The organism is Paenibacillus sp. Marseille-P2973 (assembly GCF_018101095.1).
GTDB classification, from domain to species: Bacteria; Bacillota; Bacilli; order Paenibacillales; family Paenibacillaceae; genus Fontibacillus; species Fontibacillus vini.
In genome coordinates this window covers 282735-299340 of record NZ_JAGQEH010000003.1, presented here as the reverse complement: position 1 = coordinate 299340, position 16606 = coordinate 282735, and the positions used below count along the sequence as shown (strand labels likewise).

The 16606-nt window shown below is 44.7% G+C and carries 26 protein-coding genes; all 26 read right to left on the bottom strand.

The window, feature by feature from the left end; translation table 11 throughout:
* Positions 1–66: 66 nt before the first annotated feature.
* The 26 genes from KB559_RS08365 to KB559_RS08245 all read right to left on the bottom strand — a co-directional run bounded on the left by KB559_RS08365 (position 67) and on the right by KB559_RS08245 (position 16428).
* Entirely contained in the window at positions 67–1440 is a 1374-nt protein-coding gene (locus KB559_RS08365) for a DUF4269 domain-containing protein (protein ID WP_211021264.1), read from the bottom strand.
* A gap of 42 nt (positions 1441–1482) precedes the next feature.
* Positions 1483–2097, bottom strand: a complete 615-nt coding sequence (locus tag KB559_RS08360) for an NUDIX hydrolase (RefSeq protein WP_211021263.1) — start codon at positions 2095–2097, stop codon at positions 1483–1485.
* A gap of 29 nt (positions 2098–2126) precedes the next feature.
* Entirely contained in the window at positions 2127–3251 is a 1125-nt protein-coding gene (gene yqeK, locus KB559_RS08355; RefSeq protein WP_211021262.1) for a bis(5'-nucleosyl)-tetraphosphatase (symmetrical) YqeK, read from the bottom strand.
* Positions 3251–4081 (bottom strand): class I SAM-dependent methyltransferase, encoded by an 831-nt coding sequence (locus KB559_RS08350; RefSeq protein WP_211021261.1) that lies wholly within the window; start codon positions 4079–4081, stop codon positions 3251–3253. Before KB559_RS08350 ends, yqeK begins: the two co-directional genes overlap by 1 nt.
* A gap of 3 nt (positions 4082–4084) precedes the next feature.
* Positions 4085–4648, bottom strand: a complete 564-nt coding sequence (locus KB559_RS08345; protein ID WP_211021260.1) for a histidine phosphatase family protein — start codon at positions 4646–4648, stop codon at positions 4085–4087.
* Positions 4649–4683: 35 nt separating this feature from the next.
* Complete coding sequence (locus KB559_RS08340) at positions 4684–5265, bottom strand: DJ-1/PfpI family protein (protein WP_211021259.1); 582 nt, start codon at positions 5263–5265, stop codon at positions 4684–4686.
* Between the two features lie 56 nt (positions 5266–5321).
* Complete coding sequence (locus tag KB559_RS08335) at positions 5322–5885, bottom strand: GNAT family N-acetyltransferase (protein ID WP_211021258.1); 564 nt, start codon at positions 5883–5885, stop codon at positions 5322–5324.
* Between the two features lie 26 nt (positions 5886–5911).
* The gene (locus KB559_RS08330) at positions 5912–6433 is read right to left on the bottom strand and encodes a GNAT family N-acetyltransferase (protein WP_211021257.1); all 522 of its coding nucleotides are present in this window, start codon (positions 6431–6433) and stop codon (positions 5912–5914) included.
* Between the two features lie 238 nt (positions 6434–6671).
* Positions 6672–7175, bottom strand: coding sequence for a hypothetical protein (locus KB559_RS08325; RefSeq protein ID WP_211021256.1), 504 nt, complete (start codon positions 7173–7175; stop codon positions 6672–6674).
* A gap of 37 nt (positions 7176–7212) precedes the next feature.
* Positions 7213–7554 carry a hypothetical protein gene (locus tag KB559_RS08320; RefSeq protein WP_211021255.1) on the bottom strand — a complete coding sequence of 114 codons (342 nt, stop codon included), beginning with the start codon at positions 7552–7554 and terminating at the stop codon, positions 7213–7215.
* Positions 7555–7577: 23 nt separating this feature from the next.
* Positions 7578–8177 carry a GNAT family N-acetyltransferase gene (locus KB559_RS08315; protein ID WP_211021254.1) on the bottom strand — a complete coding sequence of 200 codons (600 nt, stop codon included), beginning with the start codon at positions 8175–8177 and terminating at the stop codon, positions 7578–7580.
* Between the two features lie 19 nt (positions 8178–8196).
* Positions 8197–8973, bottom strand: coding sequence for a class I SAM-dependent methyltransferase (locus tag KB559_RS08310; RefSeq protein ID WP_211021253.1), 777 nt, complete (start codon positions 8971–8973; stop codon positions 8197–8199).
* 71 nt (positions 8974–9044) lie between these two features.
* A complete protein-coding gene (locus KB559_RS08305) occupies positions 9045–9779 on the bottom strand; it encodes a class I SAM-dependent methyltransferase (protein WP_211021252.1) in 735 nt (244 codons plus the stop codon).
* A 17-nt stretch (positions 9780–9796) separates the two neighbouring features.
* Complete coding sequence (locus KB559_RS08300; RefSeq protein ID WP_211021251.1) at positions 9797–10279, bottom strand: NUDIX domain-containing protein; 483 nt, start codon at positions 10277–10279, stop codon at positions 9797–9799.
* A 16-nt stretch (positions 10280–10295) separates the two neighbouring features.
* On the bottom strand, positions 10296–10994 hold the full coding sequence (locus tag KB559_RS08295) for an HAD family hydrolase (RefSeq protein WP_211021250.1): 699 nt from the start codon (positions 10992–10994) through the stop codon (positions 10296–10298).
* A 4-nt stretch (positions 10995–10998) separates the two neighbouring features.
* Entirely contained in the window at positions 10999–11301 is a 303-nt protein-coding gene (locus KB559_RS25365; protein WP_282103133.1) for a GNAT family N-acetyltransferase, read from the bottom strand.
* Positions 11264–11554: a GNAT family N-acetyltransferase gene (locus tag KB559_RS25360; RefSeq protein WP_282103132.1), complete on the bottom strand. Its 291-nt coding sequence runs from the start codon at positions 11552–11554 to the stop codon at positions 11264–11266. The genes KB559_RS25365 and KB559_RS25360 overlap by 38 nt, the downstream gene beginning before the upstream one ends.
* Before the next feature lie 29 nt (positions 11555–11583).
* A complete protein-coding gene (locus KB559_RS08285) occupies positions 11584–11922 on the bottom strand; it encodes a DUF4181 domain-containing protein (RefSeq protein ID WP_211021249.1) in 339 nt (112 codons plus the stop codon).
* A 52-nt stretch (positions 11923–11974) separates the two neighbouring features.
* Positions 11975–12766 (bottom strand): lipid II flippase Amj family protein, encoded by a 792-nt coding sequence (locus tag KB559_RS08280; RefSeq protein ID WP_211021248.1) that lies wholly within the window; start codon positions 12764–12766, stop codon positions 11975–11977.
* A 22-nt stretch (positions 12767–12788) separates the two neighbouring features.
* Positions 12789–13349 carry a DEAD/DEAH box helicase family protein gene (locus tag KB559_RS08275; RefSeq protein ID WP_211021247.1) on the bottom strand — a complete coding sequence of 187 codons (561 nt, stop codon included), beginning with the start codon at positions 13347–13349 and terminating at the stop codon, positions 12789–12791.
* Between the two features lie 22 nt (positions 13350–13371).
* Entirely contained in the window at positions 13372–14262 is an 891-nt protein-coding gene (locus KB559_RS08270; protein ID WP_211021246.1) for a TIGR01777 family oxidoreductase, read from the bottom strand.
* Positions 14263–14310: 48 nt separating this feature from the next.
* Positions 14311–14676 (bottom strand): DUF4180 domain-containing protein, encoded by a 366-nt coding sequence (locus KB559_RS08265; protein WP_211021245.1) that lies wholly within the window; start codon positions 14674–14676, stop codon positions 14311–14313.
* A gap of 21 nt (positions 14677–14697) precedes the next feature.
* On the bottom strand, positions 14698–15006 hold the full coding sequence (locus tag KB559_RS08260) for a hypothetical protein (RefSeq protein WP_211021244.1): 309 nt from the start codon (positions 15004–15006) through the stop codon (positions 14698–14700).
* A 55-nt stretch (positions 15007–15061) separates the two neighbouring features.
* The gene (locus KB559_RS08255) at positions 15062–15553 is read right to left on the bottom strand and encodes a GNAT family N-acetyltransferase (protein ID WP_247681663.1); all 492 of its coding nucleotides are present in this window, start codon (positions 15551–15553) and stop codon (positions 15062–15064) included.
* A 57-nt stretch (positions 15554–15610) separates the two neighbouring features.
* Positions 15611–16108, bottom strand: coding sequence for a hypothetical protein (locus tag KB559_RS08250; RefSeq protein ID WP_211021243.1), 498 nt, complete (start codon positions 16106–16108; stop codon positions 15611–15613).
* A 41-nt stretch (positions 16109–16149) separates the two neighbouring features.
* Complete coding sequence (locus KB559_RS08245) at positions 16150–16428, bottom strand: hypothetical protein (protein WP_211021242.1); 279 nt, start codon at positions 16426–16428, stop codon at positions 16150–16152.
* Positions 16429–16606: the final 178 nt, after the last annotated feature.

Genomic DNA, 16606 nt, shown 5'->3' with positions numbered 1-16606 from the left:
CGGCCTTCTTTCACTCTAACACCGTCCGGAGCGGAAGTAAAATAACGGCCAACCCAGACGGAGAAATCAATCGCTTGATTTCTTCAGCAAGTTCAGCAAAGCATCATCGGACCATGTCTCCAAATCCAGCAGTTGCGAATACGGATCGCCATCCAAGTTAAGCAAACGGGCAAACGCGGGCTCGGTTTTGACTCCGTTTTGCTTTAATTCGATAACACTCCGCTTAAAACTTTCCCCGAACAGCTTCAACAACCGAGCCTCCACCATCATATGGCGGTATCCGTTTTGCGACCGGGTAGGCACAGGTTGGGCGAACAATTCCACCGGCCATCCTTCACACCGAAAATTCACTTTGCATCTTTCAATCCCGCCGACTTCGCGCCTAACCATGGTGAACCCGTCCATGTGACCGAAGCTTCGCTGCACAAGGTCCTCGAACCATTCAAAATCATGGACTTCACAAGCAATATCCAAATCACTTCCCTGTACCTGGATATCTATAGGAAAGGTGCCCACCAGAATCGGATCGAACGGTTGCAGTATGTCCATAAAGAAGTGTCGCTTCATCAGTGAATCAATTTTGCGGAAATGATGCGGTACGACTGACGAGCTTAGGAATTCTGCCAGTTCCCTCTTTCCCTTTACCGAATCGTACGCCGTATTGTTCAAAATCGTTGTGGTGCTTTCCAAAGTATCAACGATTTCGAGCGCCAGTTCTCTTTTGCAACGAAGCACCTCGATGGTGCCATCCACGCCGGTCAAACCGCAGCTTTTTCCATAGCCCTGCCCGGTATAATATTCGATAAAGCCTTCGGACCATGTTCGTGGCCGTTCCTCCACCGCCTTCCGGAAAGTACGATCTACATCCTCTTGATCAACGTAGATGACTACAGGATCCAGCTTTTGAACCGCTTGTTCCAGACGCTTCACATACCGGAGAATTGCCTCTTTCGGAACATTATGCTTGACCAGCCCTACGGTAAGGGGATTTTGGATAAAACAGCATTCAAAAATATAGGTCGCTTGCTGCCGTTCGGCAATTTCCGCAAATTGTGACCATTTCTGCACGATCCATTCAGCATTTTGTTCAAACGGCAATTCATATATATCATTCCGGAACATCAAATTGGAAAGTTCCTCGGGAAAATCCACGCCATCGACTTCTCTCAGCTTACGGTAAGGCAGAAAAAAGTGACGTCCTCTCCGGACCGAATTCTGCTCAAAAATAGGCGCAAAGCTGCTGTATTCCGAGAGCAGATGGCGGTACTCCTCTTCGGGGAAGCAGGCGACGCCGTCATAATCCGCCGGATGCTCCAGATTCCCTTCCAGAAACAGCTTTGTCTCCAGCCCAAATTCAGCTAGAATTTCACTTGCCCATCTCGCATGGGTTGACTTGCCCGCACCGGGCAGCCCTTCGATCAATACTAATTTACAGGTCATGGTGTTTGTTACCTTTCTTTATGACAATTCGCAGCTTACCTGCTAATCCAGCCATACTTCATGAGCCGAATTTCTTGTTTGAAACAGCCACTGAATCTGCTTCAACGTGACTCTTTCCGCCGAAAGCGGGGGCAATTCATCCTCGCTGAAATATCCGACCTGAAGCGTCTCCAGCCCGGCTTGCGCCTCTCCGCCCGTCACCTCGCATAGGATGAACATCTTGTATACATGGGATGCCGCCGGAGGATGATCATGGAACTTCTTGTCCAATACGCCCAGCAGCCTGACCGGTTGCACCTCAAGCCCGGCCTCCTCTTTAACTTCTTTGACAACCACTTCTTTCGGAGACAGTCCGATATCGGCCCAACCGCCCGGGAGCGCCCAGTCTCCATCCAGCTTTTCGCGGACCAGCAAAATCTTGTCCTGCTCAAAAATAACCCCTCGGACATCCACTTTAGGCGTCGCATATCCGGTCTCGCTGGCAAAGAGCGTCTTAATCTTATCACTCTCTACCTCTGTATACTGATTCATGATCTCTACGCTTAAATCCCGCAGCATCTCAAATCGCTCCAGATCATAAATATCTTTTGAATAGGCAAGCCCGGCCTGGCTAATCGCCTGGATCTGCTTGGCCCATTCCAACCATTTCAGTTGCATGACCCGCTCCCCTTCCGTGACTATGAAGATTATCCTTCATTCCTCGCATAAAGAATGTAATCGGTCATTGGCGGCGTTATATTTTCCATTCTCAAATGGGTTGCGATTTGTCCCCGATGATAGCTTCCATGGAGTGAGACGTGCGTTAAAATATCCAGAATAGCTGACGTAAACGGTTCCCCTTTGCTGCTCCGATAGGAAACCTCACCTTTTAACTGGCCCGCCCCCAAGTTTGCAAAATACTGCCGATAGCCCTCCGCGTTTACCAAGGCCAAATCGATGCAATACTGCAGATTCAAGCCTTCCGACGGCCAAATCTCCCGCGTTGTCTGCACGGAGCCATTCAGACGGGACAGCCAGACCGCTTCGGCCGATAAAATATGAGCAAAGAGCGAAAGCGGCCGTTCAGGCACGTTTTGCTCTTCTTGCAGACGATTAATAATCTCGCGATTGGCCCACGACATATGATCATAGACGCGCAACAAATACCGCTTCACGGGATCGGCTTCTTCTTCCGCTAATTCCAGAAGCTCTTCTCTGGCTTGAATCAGCCAGGAATGGACGAGCTTCATTTTATCCCGTTGGCTCCATACATGATCCAGATAAGCAAATACCGCCTTGTCGAGCTGGTGTTCATCAACCTGTCTGCGAACTTCGTTTAAATAAGGATGGTCACCGGGCAAGTCCCAGGACACTTTATCGGCGATGAAAACCACCTTATCAAACAAAGCGGCATGCGGCTTCAAAGTCGTGTGGCATTCGATGGCCCGCAAAATCTCTTCGTCCGAGATATGAAACAATTGCTCCGCCATTGCCCGCGACAATTTCTGATGCAGAATCCGAGGGTAGGTCCGTTCTTCATCCTCGATCTTAATGCCGATCTCCTCTGCCGTTTCAAGCATTCGACTCACAGGGATGACGTTGCTGACATCATGCAGCAGCGCAGCCTGCTCCGCCTTTTGCGGATCGGCGCCATAAAGCCGGGCAATACGGACCGCATGACTCGTCACTTTTAGGGTATGTTCCCAAGTATCGGTATCCTGATGCAGCTTGAAAAACGTGCCGACATCTTGTAACAGACTTCCCGTCAGCTCAAAACCAGCGCCATATTTGCCCAGTACTTGTTCATTCATAGCTTCGTTTGTATTCTCCATCATGCCGTCTCCTGTTCTGATCCCGGTTTTTTTTGCGCGATAATCAGTAAATGCTCCGTGGCATCACGGTATTGGGGGGCTTCGCTCGTTTCGCTGGCCGCTTGCACCAGATGATCGTAGACTTGCCGATCCTCATTGTAATGCCGGGTTACTTCGGCTCTCATCCCCGCCAGGAAGCTCTCCGCCCCGGCATACGAGACGACATCAAAACCGCCTAGTTCAATTTCCTCCAACGCGCGCGCCGGAATCGAAAAGTAACATTCGGTAAACCCCTGATTCTCATCCAGAGCCTGCTCCTGCAAATACATATAAATATGTTCCGGGTCTCTGTAAGAGTCGCTAAATTCCGTCACCCCCGCCTTCAGAGCACCCCAGGAATTGAGATAGGAAAACATGGCTATCCCGCCTGGTTTCAACACTCTGAAGGCGTTACGGATGATGTTTATGCGCTCCTGTCGATCTTGTACATGATATAACGGCCCCAAGAGGAGAACGCCATCGTAAATTCCCGCATCCAAAACCTGCAGATTTCTTGCATCCTCACATATGTAAGCCTCAGCTTGCAGTCCGAGTTCCCCGATCCGTTCCTCCGCTAAGGCAAGCTCCTTTGCGGATAGGTCAAATAAGGTGACCTGGTACCCCTGTTGCAGCAGCTCGATCGCATACCGCCCCGGCCCGCAGCCAATATCGCAGATATGTCCCGAATCCGGTAAGTATCTATCCATCAGCCGCAGGGTTGACAGCCATTCCACCTGACTGTACGGATCGTTCAACCGGTACCACTCCTGCTCCGCATGGCTATCGTAATAGTCCCTAACGATTTGGCTCATGCTTCAAACGCCTCCCATTATTCTGGATACTTGCTTTAAGGCGGTGCCGTCAAAATGAACCCGGTATATATCCGGCATTGTTGTCGACCTCCAAAATTCGAAGCCATACCTTGGGTCAAAGGTCTGTAACATGAGAGTCATGATATCTCCATGCGTTCCCAGCACCAGGGTCAGCCCCTCATATTGCACCAACAGGGACAATAACGCTTGGACCGCCCTGTCCGCTGCTTCCAAGCTGGATTCTCCCTCGGGAAAAGCAAACTGAGGTTCTTCGTACACTTTCCGCTTTGCATCGGCAAAACTCAAAGGAGCAAACCGCCCGATATTTCGTTCTCTTAAATCTTCAAACTGCTTAATCGGCTTCCCTTTCCAATCCGCCAACTCCTGAATGGTTTCAACGGATCTCACATAAGGGCTGGACACAAAGACGTCCAACGGCTCATCTTGCAGCAACTCCTTGATTATCTTTGCATCCCGGGCACCTTGTTCCGACAGTCCTCTTTCTCTTTCCTGCCCTTCTACAAAGGCGGAATCCGCATGTCTGACAAAATAAACGACCGTTTCCATCCCGATTTCACCCTGCTTCCGAATGAATCTTTTCTTTAGAATTCAATGACGCCCTCCATGTCGTAAGGGTAGTCAATTGACGCTTTTACCTGCCGTAACGCTTCTTCGCCAGCAAGCCATTTGACGATGTACAATGCCAGGTCAATCGAGGTAGCCACCCCTCCTGCCGTAATGAGCTTTCCATCTTTGACGATTCTTGTCCGGATGACTTCGCCGCAATAGGGCTCGAGCAAATCATAGGCATTCGGATGCGTCGTCGCCTTTTTCCCTTCCAGGAATCCCGCCGCTCCGAGCAGCAGTGAACCCGTGCAAACCGATACGATGTAGGGGCAATTTTCTCCTTGTCGGAGCCAGGATACAAAGTCTTCGTTAAACCGCAACGTTCTCGTTCCCATACCACCGGGTACAAAAATCATATCGTACTGGGACAGATCAGGATTTACCTTGTTTACTTTGATCGTCAAACCCAATTCATCCGTCACTTCATCCGCAGGTCCGCAAAAATCCCAGGTCACACCCTTTGTTTGTTCAAACATATTGAGCCGGTAAATAACATCATAAAAGCCGATCAAGTCCAAAAAAGTCAGCCCGTTAAATACAACAAAGGCAATCTTCAATACTGTCCCTCCTATCAGATGATTTTTCCGCTGACATCAAACTTGATCATCCCATTTCAGGATGGATTGAGCAGCAGCCCCATGCCAATGACATCTACATATTTTCCATCCTGCAGTTTGATTTGTTTACGCATCAGGCTCTCCTGCACAAACCCCATTTTGCGATATAGTTCTATCGCCTTGCTGTTATTGGCGAATACCTCGAGGGTAATTTTTTCGATTTGACGATGTTTTTCCGCCCAATCAATGAGCGCCTGCAGCAGGGCTTTTCCGATGCCGCCTCCCTGGTAATCGCTGCGAACACTCATACCGAAATATCCGGTATGGGAGATCCTCAGTTTATTCCCGCTGTGGAAATCAAGAAAACCGACGACCTTTCCATGCTCCTCGGCGATCAAAATCAGGCTGTGTTCTTTGTTCAAAGTTTCTTCTATCCATTCCCTTTCCATCTCAACCGTCATATCATATTCTTCCGGTACGGTGAGCAAGTAAGAAGATTCGGATGAAAGGATCGCCCGATTATAAGCTAGGATCACCTCGGCATCCGCACCCACCGCCGTTCTGATCTCAATGATTTGATTGTATTTATCCACGATTTTGATAGGTTCAAACCAGCCCATACACATCTTCCTTTCCACAGAAGTTATTATTGAACTCTTACTCCGGCTACGGAGAAGGTTTGAGACAATATCTCATGTTCCCCCGGAAGCCCGTCGATTTCAATCAAGTCCCGTTCTTCGGTAAATTGGATATTCCGGTCGGCGTACAGCTTTTTCCAAAAACGAACGGCCGGTTGATTATTAGCTAGCTGTTCCACATGATAAGTTCCCGGATGCATCTTGAATACTTCGCTTACCGCCTCCGCCGCCAGGTTCAGACCCCTGAACTTTTTTAGCAGGAATAATTCCTGAATCGAAAACTCCGCTCCCTCAGGGGTGTAGGGTGGCGAACATACCAGCACGAATCCGGCGATCCGGTCATCGGCCCGAATCAAATAAGGATGAAGCGCTTGCTTCTCCAAGTATAGATGGTTATTGCCTTGATCGAAGCTTCCGTCCTCACGAACATCTTCTCCGGTAAACTGGGATAATTCATATAAATATAAATTAAAGAGATTGAAGAATCTTTCTTGATCACTATTCGATATGACAGATAGTCGGATTTCCATGTAATCCCCCTTCGGTTAATAAGATTAAAATTAAAGATTTTTTCCAGCCTAGGTTTATTTATCAAGACCATATCCTGTATCCGGCATGAATTCAAGAGATTTTTTTGTTAAAAGAAACCAACGAAAAAAACCGCCTCGGCCAGAGGAAAGGCTGCGGCCTTCCCGCCACAGGCGGTTTCTCACGAATTCTTTTAATTAATAATAAGACAAACGTTGCCCAGTGAACCATCATGCTTTATCATCTTTGATCATCCTTTATCCCCGGTTCCTTATACTTTAAACCGGCGCCAGCCAATACAGACGCGTTATTAAGCTCAAGAGACGTGCCAAACCGGTTTGATTGGATCTCGAACACCGCAACGTACACTTTAGACATAAACATGCCTACGCCGATTAGCATGGGAAGCAAGAGGATTAAAGAAAAGTTAGAGATATCAAATATTCCGAAGATGATCCAGAGCGCCAGCGGATAACCCAGCAGCAAGGAAATCGTAATCACTGCGTAAGGGGACGTAAGTAGAGGCCATTTTCGGTTAGATTTCTTGATTTGTTTCTTAACTTTATCTATGCCTCCGAGCTTCTCCAAAGTCTTTTCCAGTGCCTTGTCCCGGGAGATTCCTTGCTTGGACAGCTCTTTGATCGATTTAAGCAAATGCTCCTGTAAAGCCCTTTTTAATCGCAATGTTTTACTGTTCATGCGTTCAGGGAACAATTCTTGAAACAATGCTTCAATTTCTTTCATTAACATGATCACTCCTAATGAGAGTCGTATCGTTCAATCAATTGCGATACAGCAAAGATTGAATAAAGACAGCTATAAGGACAATCAGCAAGCCAAGAATCAAAGCTTTAAAGTAACTTTTCACAAGAACGCTAAACTTCGTCTTTTCTCCGGTAATCACAAAGTAACTCGATATCCAGGCAACCGCCATAGAAACCAGCGATAAAACGGACGAAAACCGAAGCAGCTTAAACAGGTACACTCTTAATGGAAGCTGAACGATTTCTTTGACCGTAGACCCGTCGTAACGGATCACTTCAGTATCTTTCAAAAAAACGATTCCGATTAACAGGCCGAGTATAAAACTATAAATTCCGCTTTTTACGATCCTTCTCTCCAAAGCAGGCATACCTCCTAGCGATTTTATGTAAAGCTGACTTCTTTCTTCTGCATTCTGCTTACCCAGTCGCTTTTGTGAAGTTTGTATAAATGGTACTGCTCCTCGTCGATTATAATATCGTCGATCTGCTTAAATCCGCATTTCAAGATCACCTTGTTGGAAGGAAGATTTTCGGTGAGCGCCAAAGCATTCAGTACCTCGACTTCCGTATTCTCGAATAAATACCGGATGAGTCCTTGGGCCGCTTGCGTCGTGTAACCCTTGCCGCGGTAGTCCTTCGATATCGCATACATAATCTCTCTGTTCGGCTCAGGCAATTCGTCTTTAGGGCCGGTACAGCACCAACCGATGAATTCCCCTGTCTCTTTTAAAATAATACCCAGGCGAAGGCGCAAATCACCGATCCGTCCCCCGTTAGCCACCGATTCCAAAAAACGTTGGTTCTCAGGAATTTCATAGTTAATCAGCCATTCCTGCCGTTGTTCCGGGGCAACATTCCAATCAGGTAAAAATTCATAGATTTCCGGCTGCCAGGTCAGACGCTGCATTTCTTCAAAATCCTCGGCTCTGAACTCGATTAATACGATGTCCTTACATTCAATTCTAAAATGCTTGTTATCCATACCTGGCTCCTTCAAATCCTTAAAGCTTTTCTGCAACAACAATAAAACTCTTGGGGATGCCGGCATCGAACACTTCCGAAGACAGGTTGGGCAGCTCCCTTAATTCCTTTATAAATAGCCCCGTAGTGGCAATCGAAGTAATGACTTCCCCCAAAGTCCAATATCTCTGGTAAACCTTCTTGGCGGAATCCTCATCACTATATTTCGAATAGGCTACCTCACGTTCGACGACCGAATCGTCAAAGTAATTACCGGTTACTTTATGTTTTCTAATGTTGGCGGTAGTTCCTCTGGATGAGATCAACTTCGTCGTTACCGGGTGGAAATCCTGTAATACAAAACGACCTCCCGGTTTTAAGAGCTTGGCAACCACCTCGAACAGCGGCTGAAGGTCCAGGAAATAGTGGAGAACTCCCTTTTCCATGAACACGACATCATATTCTGACGTAAGTTCATTCTGCGGCAACTGCAATACATCGGATTGGATATAGCGGATTTGAGTGCCAGCCGCTTCCGCCAATTCCTTCGCATATTTTTCGTTGTCGGCCGAAAAATCCACAACCGTGACGTTTGCGCCAAGCATCGATAGGGCAACGGCCTTCATTCCATTGGAACCTAGTAAATTGATCATTTTCTTGCCGGCTACCTCTCCAAAATAGGGATAGATTTCGCCGATTTTCTTTTGCGGGTTGGTCTGCAGTTTTTGAGCGGCTTCACCCGGAGTTCCGAATCTCTTGATCCATGCCTCGAAAGCCCCCGTATCCCATGCTTGCTTGTTCTTTTTGTTTGATTCCATGATGTCCTCCACTTGCGCTCTAGGCGGTCCGATTTTTGCGTTTCTATAAGCTGTATTATTGAAAGTTAATATTAGGTTTCTTCGGAACCGTTGCCAGCGTCAGCCTTTAAACCCGTCCGCCACCAAATTCCTGTACACTCGGGAACGATATTCGTCTTCTCTTCCCTGATTACATCACCCAACTCATCCCCGAAAAAATCACGGCATAACTGCTCCGCTTGCTCGACTGAATCAAATGCATAATCGGTTCTTATGACTTTCGCGTTAAATCCATACTTCTGTTCCAGTGCCTCAAAGTATTTTCTCAAAAAACCCGGCGGAACCGGCTCCGTGTTGCCTGTCCCCAAGGTTTCCAGAATGATGATTGTTCCCTGAGGTCTTAAAATCCGTCCCATCTCCGTGATGACTTGTTCTAAATGAAGTTCCCATTCTTGGTGGTCAGAGCTGCTAAGGTAGCAGACACTCCAGCCTGCCAACACGATGTCTACACTCTCATCCTCAAGGGAGGGAATATGCCTCAAGTCTGAAACACATGTCTTCCAATTCTTCAATCCCGTTTCTGTCAATTTATTAGCGGCAACCTTAAGCATATCCGCCGCGAAATCAACCGCCACGATGCTCCTGGCCTCCGCAGCCACCATTTGGGTTAATCTGCCTGTTCCCGCTCCAAGATCGGCAACATCTTTTTGTTTAAAATCGGCGATTTGGAACAAGGCAGCGGGAATGTTCCCCTCATAATCCTCCTTCGAAACGAGCAGATCATAAGGCGTCGATATATATTCATAAATATCGTCATTTCTTAGCAAGACAATTCCTCCGATCTTTACCTCTTTGTATAACTTTCTAACTTATAGTCCTCGATGATCTCTATATTTTTTCGTTCCTGGATATAGCGTTTGATGTGATCTTTAATGTTGGGGTATAGAATGATGGAGTTCAAGTCGGCTATAGGAATCCATTTTACCGCCGTCTGATCGGGGTCCGGTGTATCGGGAAGCTTGGGAGTGGAACCCTCCTTAAGAAAACACTCAAACACTATATTTAAAGTGTGAATCTCCGATTGATAGTCACCGGATTGTTTATGGGGCGCAAACTCGTACACGAATGCCAAAGGACCGACTTCGGCTTCCGCCATCGTCTCTTCATATAACTCTCTCAGCACGCCGTCGACAAGAGTCTCGCCGGGCTCCGCCCCGCCGCCGGGGAGGTTATAATGTACTCCGTGTTTATCGCAGTATTCAATAAGCAAAACCTGGTCATTTTCGATAATTAAAGCGGTCGGCCTGACTCTGATATGATACGACATAAGACACCTCTTAACTTTAGTAAGGAGGGCTAAATTCCTGAAACACCCGGTTTCTTACTTCATTCAAATCTTTGCAAATAAAATCCGGAATGATATTCTCCGGTATCCGCTTGTTTAACCGGTTAAGCCATACTGTCGCAATGCCAAGCTTCTGAGCCCCTTCCACATCGCTTGATAGTGAGTCTCCGATATGTATAACATCCTGCGCGCTTAACCCGCTTCTTCGCAAGCCTTCCTCAAACAACTCCGGTCTGGGCTTATATGCTCTCACGTCTTCACTTGTAATGACCCCGGTCACCCGAAGCTCAAGGTAGGCGATGGCCTCCTTAATGTCCTCGGTATCAATATTAGAAAGAATATACACCGGGGTCTCCTGAAGGAATTGCAAAAACGGTATTGTATCTTCGTAAATCTCCGGCTTGATCCAATGGTCAAACTGCTTCTGGATGAGCTGTTCGGCCACCCCATTCGCCTGAAAGTTGTTGATTGTATCAGTTAAGGATCGAATCCCGATTTCCCGCTGAGGAAGGAATGAATCCCCATAGCTCTGCCTGAAAATACTCGAAAACCGCTGCCACCAATACCCGCCAATATGTCCGTTTTCGCAGGAAACAGAACTGCTTGCTCTGATTTCATCGCAAATGAGCGGGATAATCTCCTCGTCTTCATGAACCAGTGTACCGTAGAAGTCTAGAAATACGGCTTTAAAAGCCATGTAATCACTCCTCGGAGAGAATAGAATACATCTTAACGTCTTCGTGGACTCCCTTAACCAAAATATGCTTCCGCAATATTCCTTCGAATGTCATACCGGACTTCTCCATAACTCTGCTCGATCCGGTATTGTTTGGGTGGCATCTTGCCTCGATCCGGACCAGTTTCATCACATCAAATCCGAAGTCGATTACGCTTTTTACCGCCTCCGACATATACCCTTTTCCCCAATGTGTCCGCGCTAAAGCATAACCGATTTCCGCCTTTGAATTATGGGTATCCCATGTAATATAACACGGTTGTCCCAATGATCCGGCCCGACGCCTTATCCTCCACTCCCCATGGTGCGACCGTATTTTGTTGATATTTATCAAATACAAAATTCAAAAAACCTCTTGTATCTTCTATAGATTGATGAGAGCTCCATACCGTGTATTTCGAAATTTCCGCATCGGAACAATATTCAAACACAGCATCCTCATCTTCCGGTCTAAGCTTGCGCAATATCAGTCTTTCCGTTTCCAATATGGGAAGATTTCCGTAAACCTCTTCGATAACCATGATTATCCCTCCTTAATAAGGTCGCATTGTTAAATCCAAAAATAAAACATGATAACGCCAAGAACCAGCACAATGACCGAGACGATATGCTGCCTCGATGCTCTTATATACTTCCAATCGATAAATGCCTGAAGACCTAACGCCACAACGACAAGTATCATCCAGAACCATTTCATGGCCATACCGTCCGAACCGTCTGCGATAAGAATAATGATAAAAGCAACGATTCCTATGAGAGCAAAGATTAGTTTACTCCAGATACTGAGCTCTTTCCCCTCTTCGGGAAGTTCTTTTTGCTCCTTATCCACAATACAGATTCTCAATATAAGGTGAAAAAATGCGAGAAGAATACAAATCACTATGATCATCGCCTTACGCCTCCTCCCCATCATGCACGCATAAAAATCTCTCATCTGTCAGTCACAGGAGCTTTATTACAAAAGCAATGAAATAAGCAGCCGGTAAGATGATTAATTGTGCAAGCACTGTACCCAACAAACGCGATCCCATTAATAGAATATAGATTTTGCCTAACCGATCTCTGTATGCCTCATTATGAATGGCCCGGTCCGTTATTAAACCAACTTGAGGATCGATAAATATAGTCAGCAAAATGGTCGCAATTCCGTTAATCAGACCCGAAGACTGAGAGGCAGTTGTACTTAATTCAGGCACCAGATGGGCTGCATAAAGTGAGGACAATACTCCGACTGTATAAATTGCAGTGACCAGGATATTTAGAATAATAAATCTCTTAGAGATCCCTAAATATCTGAATTGATGTAGTCGAAATGTGGGTTTTCTTAAATAATACCGAGTATTTCTTAATTGCCCAATAGTCACACTCGAAATAAGTCTTGGCAATGAGCCCGCAATCTCCAGCTTTGCAATCACTCTGCCCCATAAGACAACAAATGTCGGAAATAAAATCATTGCGATAAGCGTTCCTATCGATGAGGAAATCAATATTATTCTCATATACCCCAAAACATTAAAAGCAGGGTCCTTTTTTGCAAAATCTATAAACTTTGCAGTCAACGGCGCTTGAATCAAGTTAGCTGTTCTCGATACAAGTACAATAATTCCCGTCAAGGATAGCGCAACAGCAATTTTATTTATTTTTACACCCGCAAATCTTAACGAATAGGATAGTGTTTCACCTGTATGTATAATCATCGTTAAAATAAAGATGGTTATCAGGTAATTAATCATCATTCAATTTCCATAAGCTCATTCAAAAGTTAAAATATTCTTTTATCATTTTAGCAGTCATCTCGGGTTCCAAGCTTGTATTATTTATTTTCAAGTAATTTTCACTCTTGATTTCACCCGCAACAGAGTTCAATCGGTGTTTTTCATATGAGTGAATCAGATCTCTTTCCGATTTTTCGGTGTCTCTCTTGGTTGGTTTGTTTTGCAGTCGGTTTTCTGTTTTGTTCCTCCGTAAACGTTCTTCATAGTCGGCTTCGAGCTCTACCAAATAGACGGTCCCGCCTTTAGCTTCAAAGATCTCCGAGATTTGTTCGACATAATTCCAATCCTCTTGAAGATCAAATGCCCAAACATAAGTAAATATAAGGCCATCCAAATCGCTTTTGGATACCTCTTCAAAAATTCCATGGCGAATCATGCCTACTAATCGTTTGCCGGCAGGCGTGCCGTAATCAAAAAACTGCGATACAAAATCAATGGACATATGGTTATGAAAAAGCTTAAAGCCGGTCATTGCCGCCAAGCTTTGTCCAACCGTCATTTTCCCCACGGCCTGCGGCCCAAAAATAATTACAAACTTCATACTCGCCGCCCCCATAGTTTCTTTATTTCGTAAATATTTGCCGGAGCGCCTCATCAAGGCTGCTATATTTAAATTTATAACCTGCTTTTTCTAAGCGTTCCGGAATGACCCAACGGCTCTTTAAAATTAATTCAGTTTCTGTATTAATTAAGATAGCTCCCATTTCAAGCATCCATTTTGGTGATGGCAATCCGATTTTTGTATTCAATGCTTTTCGCAAATGATTCATTAACTCACGATTGGTTACCGGATTAGGTGAAGAACAATTAAAGACCCCGTTCAGCTCTTCCTTCTCTCTAAGATAGAGGATAATCTGATATAGATCTTCTATATGAATCCAACTGAATTTTTGATTCCCTGAACCTTGAATTCCTCCGAGTCCAAATCTGACTAAGTTCTTGTAGGTAGGAATGACACCCCCGTCCTTCCCTAATACAATAGCCATCCTTAGAGCGACCTTCCTTGTCTTTGGCAACGTAAAAGCAAAGAAAGACTTCTCCCATTCTTTGGCCACGTCAACCGAAAAACCGGATCCGATGTCCCCGCCTTCTTCGGTCATGGGTCTATCTTCAGCATGTCTATAAATAGTTGCCGTACTTGAATTAATCCAAAGGGAAGGCGGATTCTTACACTCCAGGACGGCGTCTCCGAGTATTCGGGTTGTCTCTGTTCTGGAATTAAAAATCTCTTCCTTGTTCTTCGCATTATAACGGCAGTTCACGGATTTTCCCGCAAGATTGATTAACATTTCCGAATTATCGATTGCCTCTAAAATTCCCGCTTGATTATTCCAAGAAACATGACTTTCTTTCCTTGAAATGAGGATCACTTCGTACCCGGCATTCTGAAACTTTTCTTCGAGATATTTTCCGACAAACCCGGTGCCGCCGGCTAATACTATTTTTTTGGTCATGGGTATCCACTCTCTTCCCCGCCTTGAGCGATAAGATGATAACTTCAACTAAACTAAGCTCAATTTGTCGATAGCCTGCTCTTCATTGGGTAAGAAGAATAAATCTTTTCCTTTATTGCTCTCGTATATGAAATCCCTAAGACTCTTGCTTGAATACACGGAGAAGTCACCAACAATGACAATTTTAGCCTGATAGTTAATGAACTTCTGAATGATATCTCCGGCAAGTCGCGTTTTCAAATCAAAGAACTCCTCACTAACGACAGACTTCTGTAAAATAATTCGATGGCATCCAACTTCATAGCTTACCGTCGCTATAAGATCCAAAGCAGATTGAACATCGCTAATTAATATTTCATCGCTATGAACTGAGGCTATTTCCACACCGTTCTTAGAAACTGTAGTGATATTCATATTGTCCTCGCCTCACCATTCCTACTCTTTATTGTCTTTCATATACTTTTCTAATTCTTCCTCGATCTCTTCATCTAATTTAGAAATAAATTTGGGTTCGTCTTTGTTGTTATCGTATTCTTTTTGATTCATTTCGATTTCTTGTTGAAATTGCTCCTCTTCGCGCAAGAGTCCCAGTTTTTCTCTTATCATCTTCACGTCTTCATAGATCTCTTTATTTTTCTGATACGTGCTGAATACCAGTCCGAATAAGACAATAAGGAAGATGCCCGCTCCATATGGACCTACAATATAAAAGGTTAGAAATAAAATAATGGCTCCGATAACCATTCCGATTAACATCATCCTATGACCAGCCCTTTTCTAGTTTCGTTTGCAACCACCATTATTTTACGCGCGCCACCATAGTTATGGATGTTCCAACCATTCCTACATCTTCAAATCCAAATCGTTGGTACAGTTTCACAGCGGCCACATTGCCGGGATCGACACTTAAGGATAGTCTCTTTATTCCCCTCTGCTTCGCTTCATTAAATAAATGTTCCAGTAATGCTTTACCTATTCCTTTACCTCTGTAATCCTCCAGCAGTGCCATTCCTAACTCCGGTACATCCGCATCTATATATCCAAATCCTTTATTACGTTCATTGAAGCTACGGGCTGTGATGGACCCCATCGGCTTACCGTCCTTATTAGTCGCGATAAATCCAAAATCTCCTTCCCGCCCCCAGCCTTCAACATACTTGGAAATGAGGGGATCCTTTAAGATCTCTTTATTAAAAGGTTGTTGGCCTTCCGGAACAAATAAGGATTCATACAGCATTTCCCACATAAAAGGGATATCATTTTGAGATAAAGGTCTAATTGTATAAGACAATCTTGTTTCCCCCTAACGACATATGTATTACGTTAAACGCCTATATTGACTGATTCGTTATATAATTTCGATTTCTAAAAACTCGTGCTTATTGTCTTTAATGTACTTATTCGTACTCTCAATAAATTTTCGGGCGATTATTTGGTACTCTTTGAAAATCGGCTGTATGCAGTCATTTAATTCCGTATCCCGTTCAAGATCTGCCGGTGATGCCTCTCTCCAGCTGCCATCCGCTAATTTGTTCTTGTGATGTATCACGTTTTCCATTTGTTCCAATACCTTTATTAATTCATTTCCCCGAAAGAAAAGTATTCCTGTCTTTAAACCTGTCCAAGCCTTTAGGTCACCTATAAAATAGGTCGTAAACCAATAAAATTCAGCCATCGTATTGGCATGATTATGGAAGGCATAAAATAAATACAAAGCTTGCTGTCCTTCGTTTAATTGATTGAACATTTCCACTTTCGCACCAGGACTCTTCCCTCGAACTGCAAGTAACATGGGTTCGATGCACAACCAGCTAAGGTTTTCACTTTGTAAAAGCTCTTGCTTCATTCTTGTCAGCATTGCATGCTCCCTTCTTTGATTCGTTTAGATTATTTGGATGATGTCACGGGTGATTCTTCTTTCGTCCAATCCGTCGGTCCCTCAGAAACAGGGATAAACTTTCTCCAATACTCTCCCGTTTCTTTGTCAAAGATGATCACATTACTATCATTTGCCCTTATAAATTCATATCTTCCTTCATGACTACTAACTTTTTCGGTAATTACGGTTCCTTCCTCACGAAACAATCCTTGCATAAGCCCCAAAAGAATGAATCCTATAATGATCGAAACTCCTAAAATTAAACTAGATTTAGTATTAGTATTCATAACTCCCCTCCAGACTTGAATCGATTAGAATTCAATATTTATGATAGGATAGCAGATTTTCGTGGATATTTTTGGATCTCATCATTTAACCTTGATTATAACTCAATTCCATAAATCTGGAAGCACGGATTATTCACTCCAACAACAAAAATACTCCCCAATTAGTAGACAAGTTAAA

Coding starts and splice junctions, on each gene's coding strand:
- KB559_RS08275 (WP_211021247.1), bottom strand. CDS start 13,349: ATGAAGTTTGTAATTATTTTTGGGCCGCAGGCCGTGGGGAAAATGACG.
- KB559_RS08335 (WP_211021258.1), bottom strand. CDS start 5,885: ATGGGCTGGTTTGAACCTATCAAAATCGTGGATAAATACAATCAAATC.
- KB559_RS08260 (WP_211021244.1), bottom strand. CDS start 15,006: ATGGTTATCGGAGCCATTATTTTATTTCTAACCTTTTATATTGTAGGT.
- KB559_RS08365 (WP_211021264.1), bottom strand. CDS start 1,440: ATGACCTGTAAATTAGTATTGATCGAAGGGCTGCCCGGTGCGGGCAAG.
- KB559_RS08300 (WP_211021251.1), bottom strand. CDS start 10,279: ATGTCGTATCATATCAGAGTCAGGCCGACCGCTTTAATTATCGAAAAT.
- KB559_RS08270 (WP_211021246.1), bottom strand. CDS start 14,262: ATGACCAAAAAAATAGTATTAGCCGGCGGCACCGGGTTTGTCGGAAAA.
- KB559_RS08310 (WP_211021253.1), bottom strand. CDS start 8,973: ATGGAATCAAACAAAAAGAACAAGCAAGCATGGGATACGGGGGCTTTC.
- KB559_RS25360 (WP_282103132.1), bottom strand. CDS start 11,554: ATGGTTATCGAAGAGGTTTACGGAAATCTTCCCATATTGGAAACGGAA.
- KB559_RS08360 (WP_211021263.1), bottom strand. CDS start 2,097: ATGCAACTGAAATGGTTGGAATGGGCCAAGCAGATCCAGGCGATTAGC.
- KB559_RS08350 (WP_211021261.1), bottom strand. CDS start 4,081: ATGAGCCAAATCGTTAGGGACTATTACGATAGCCATGCGGAGCAGGAG.
- yqeK (WP_211021262.1), bottom strand. CDS start 3,251: ATGGAGAATACAAACGAAGCTATGAATGAACAAGTACTGGGCAAATAT.
- KB559_RS08345 (WP_211021260.1), bottom strand. CDS start 4,648: ATGGAAACGGTCGTTTATTTTGTCAGACATGCGGATTCCGCCTTTGTA.
- KB559_RS08245 (WP_211021242.1), bottom strand. CDS start 16,428: ATGAATACTAATACTAAATCTAGTTTAATTTTAGGAGTTTCGATCATT.
- KB559_RS08285 (WP_211021249.1), bottom strand. CDS start 11,922: ATGATCATAGTGATTTGTATTCTTCTCGCATTTTTTCACCTTATATTG.
- KB559_RS08280 (WP_211021248.1), bottom strand. CDS start 12,766: ATGATTAATTACCTGATAACCATCTTTATTTTAACGATGATTATACAT.
- KB559_RS08295 (WP_211021250.1), bottom strand. CDS start 10,994: ATGGCTTTTAAAGCCGTATTTCTAGACTTCTACGGTACACTGGTTCAT.
- KB559_RS08325 (WP_211021256.1), bottom strand. CDS start 7,175: ATGAAAGAAATTGAAGCATTGTTTCAAGAATTGTTCCCTGAACGCATG.
- KB559_RS08250 (WP_211021243.1), bottom strand. CDS start 16,108: ATGAAGCAAGAGCTTTTACAAAGTGAAAACCTTAGCTGGTTGTGCATC.
- KB559_RS08330 (WP_211021257.1), bottom strand. CDS start 6,433: ATGGAAATCCGACTATCTGTCATATCGAATAGTGATCAAGAAAGATTC.
- KB559_RS08265 (WP_211021245.1), bottom strand. CDS start 14,676: ATGAATATCACTACAGTTTCTAAGAACGGTGTGGAAATAGCCTCAGTT.
- KB559_RS08315 (WP_211021254.1), bottom strand. CDS start 8,177: ATGGATAACAAGCATTTTAGAATTGAATGTAAGGACATCGTATTAATC.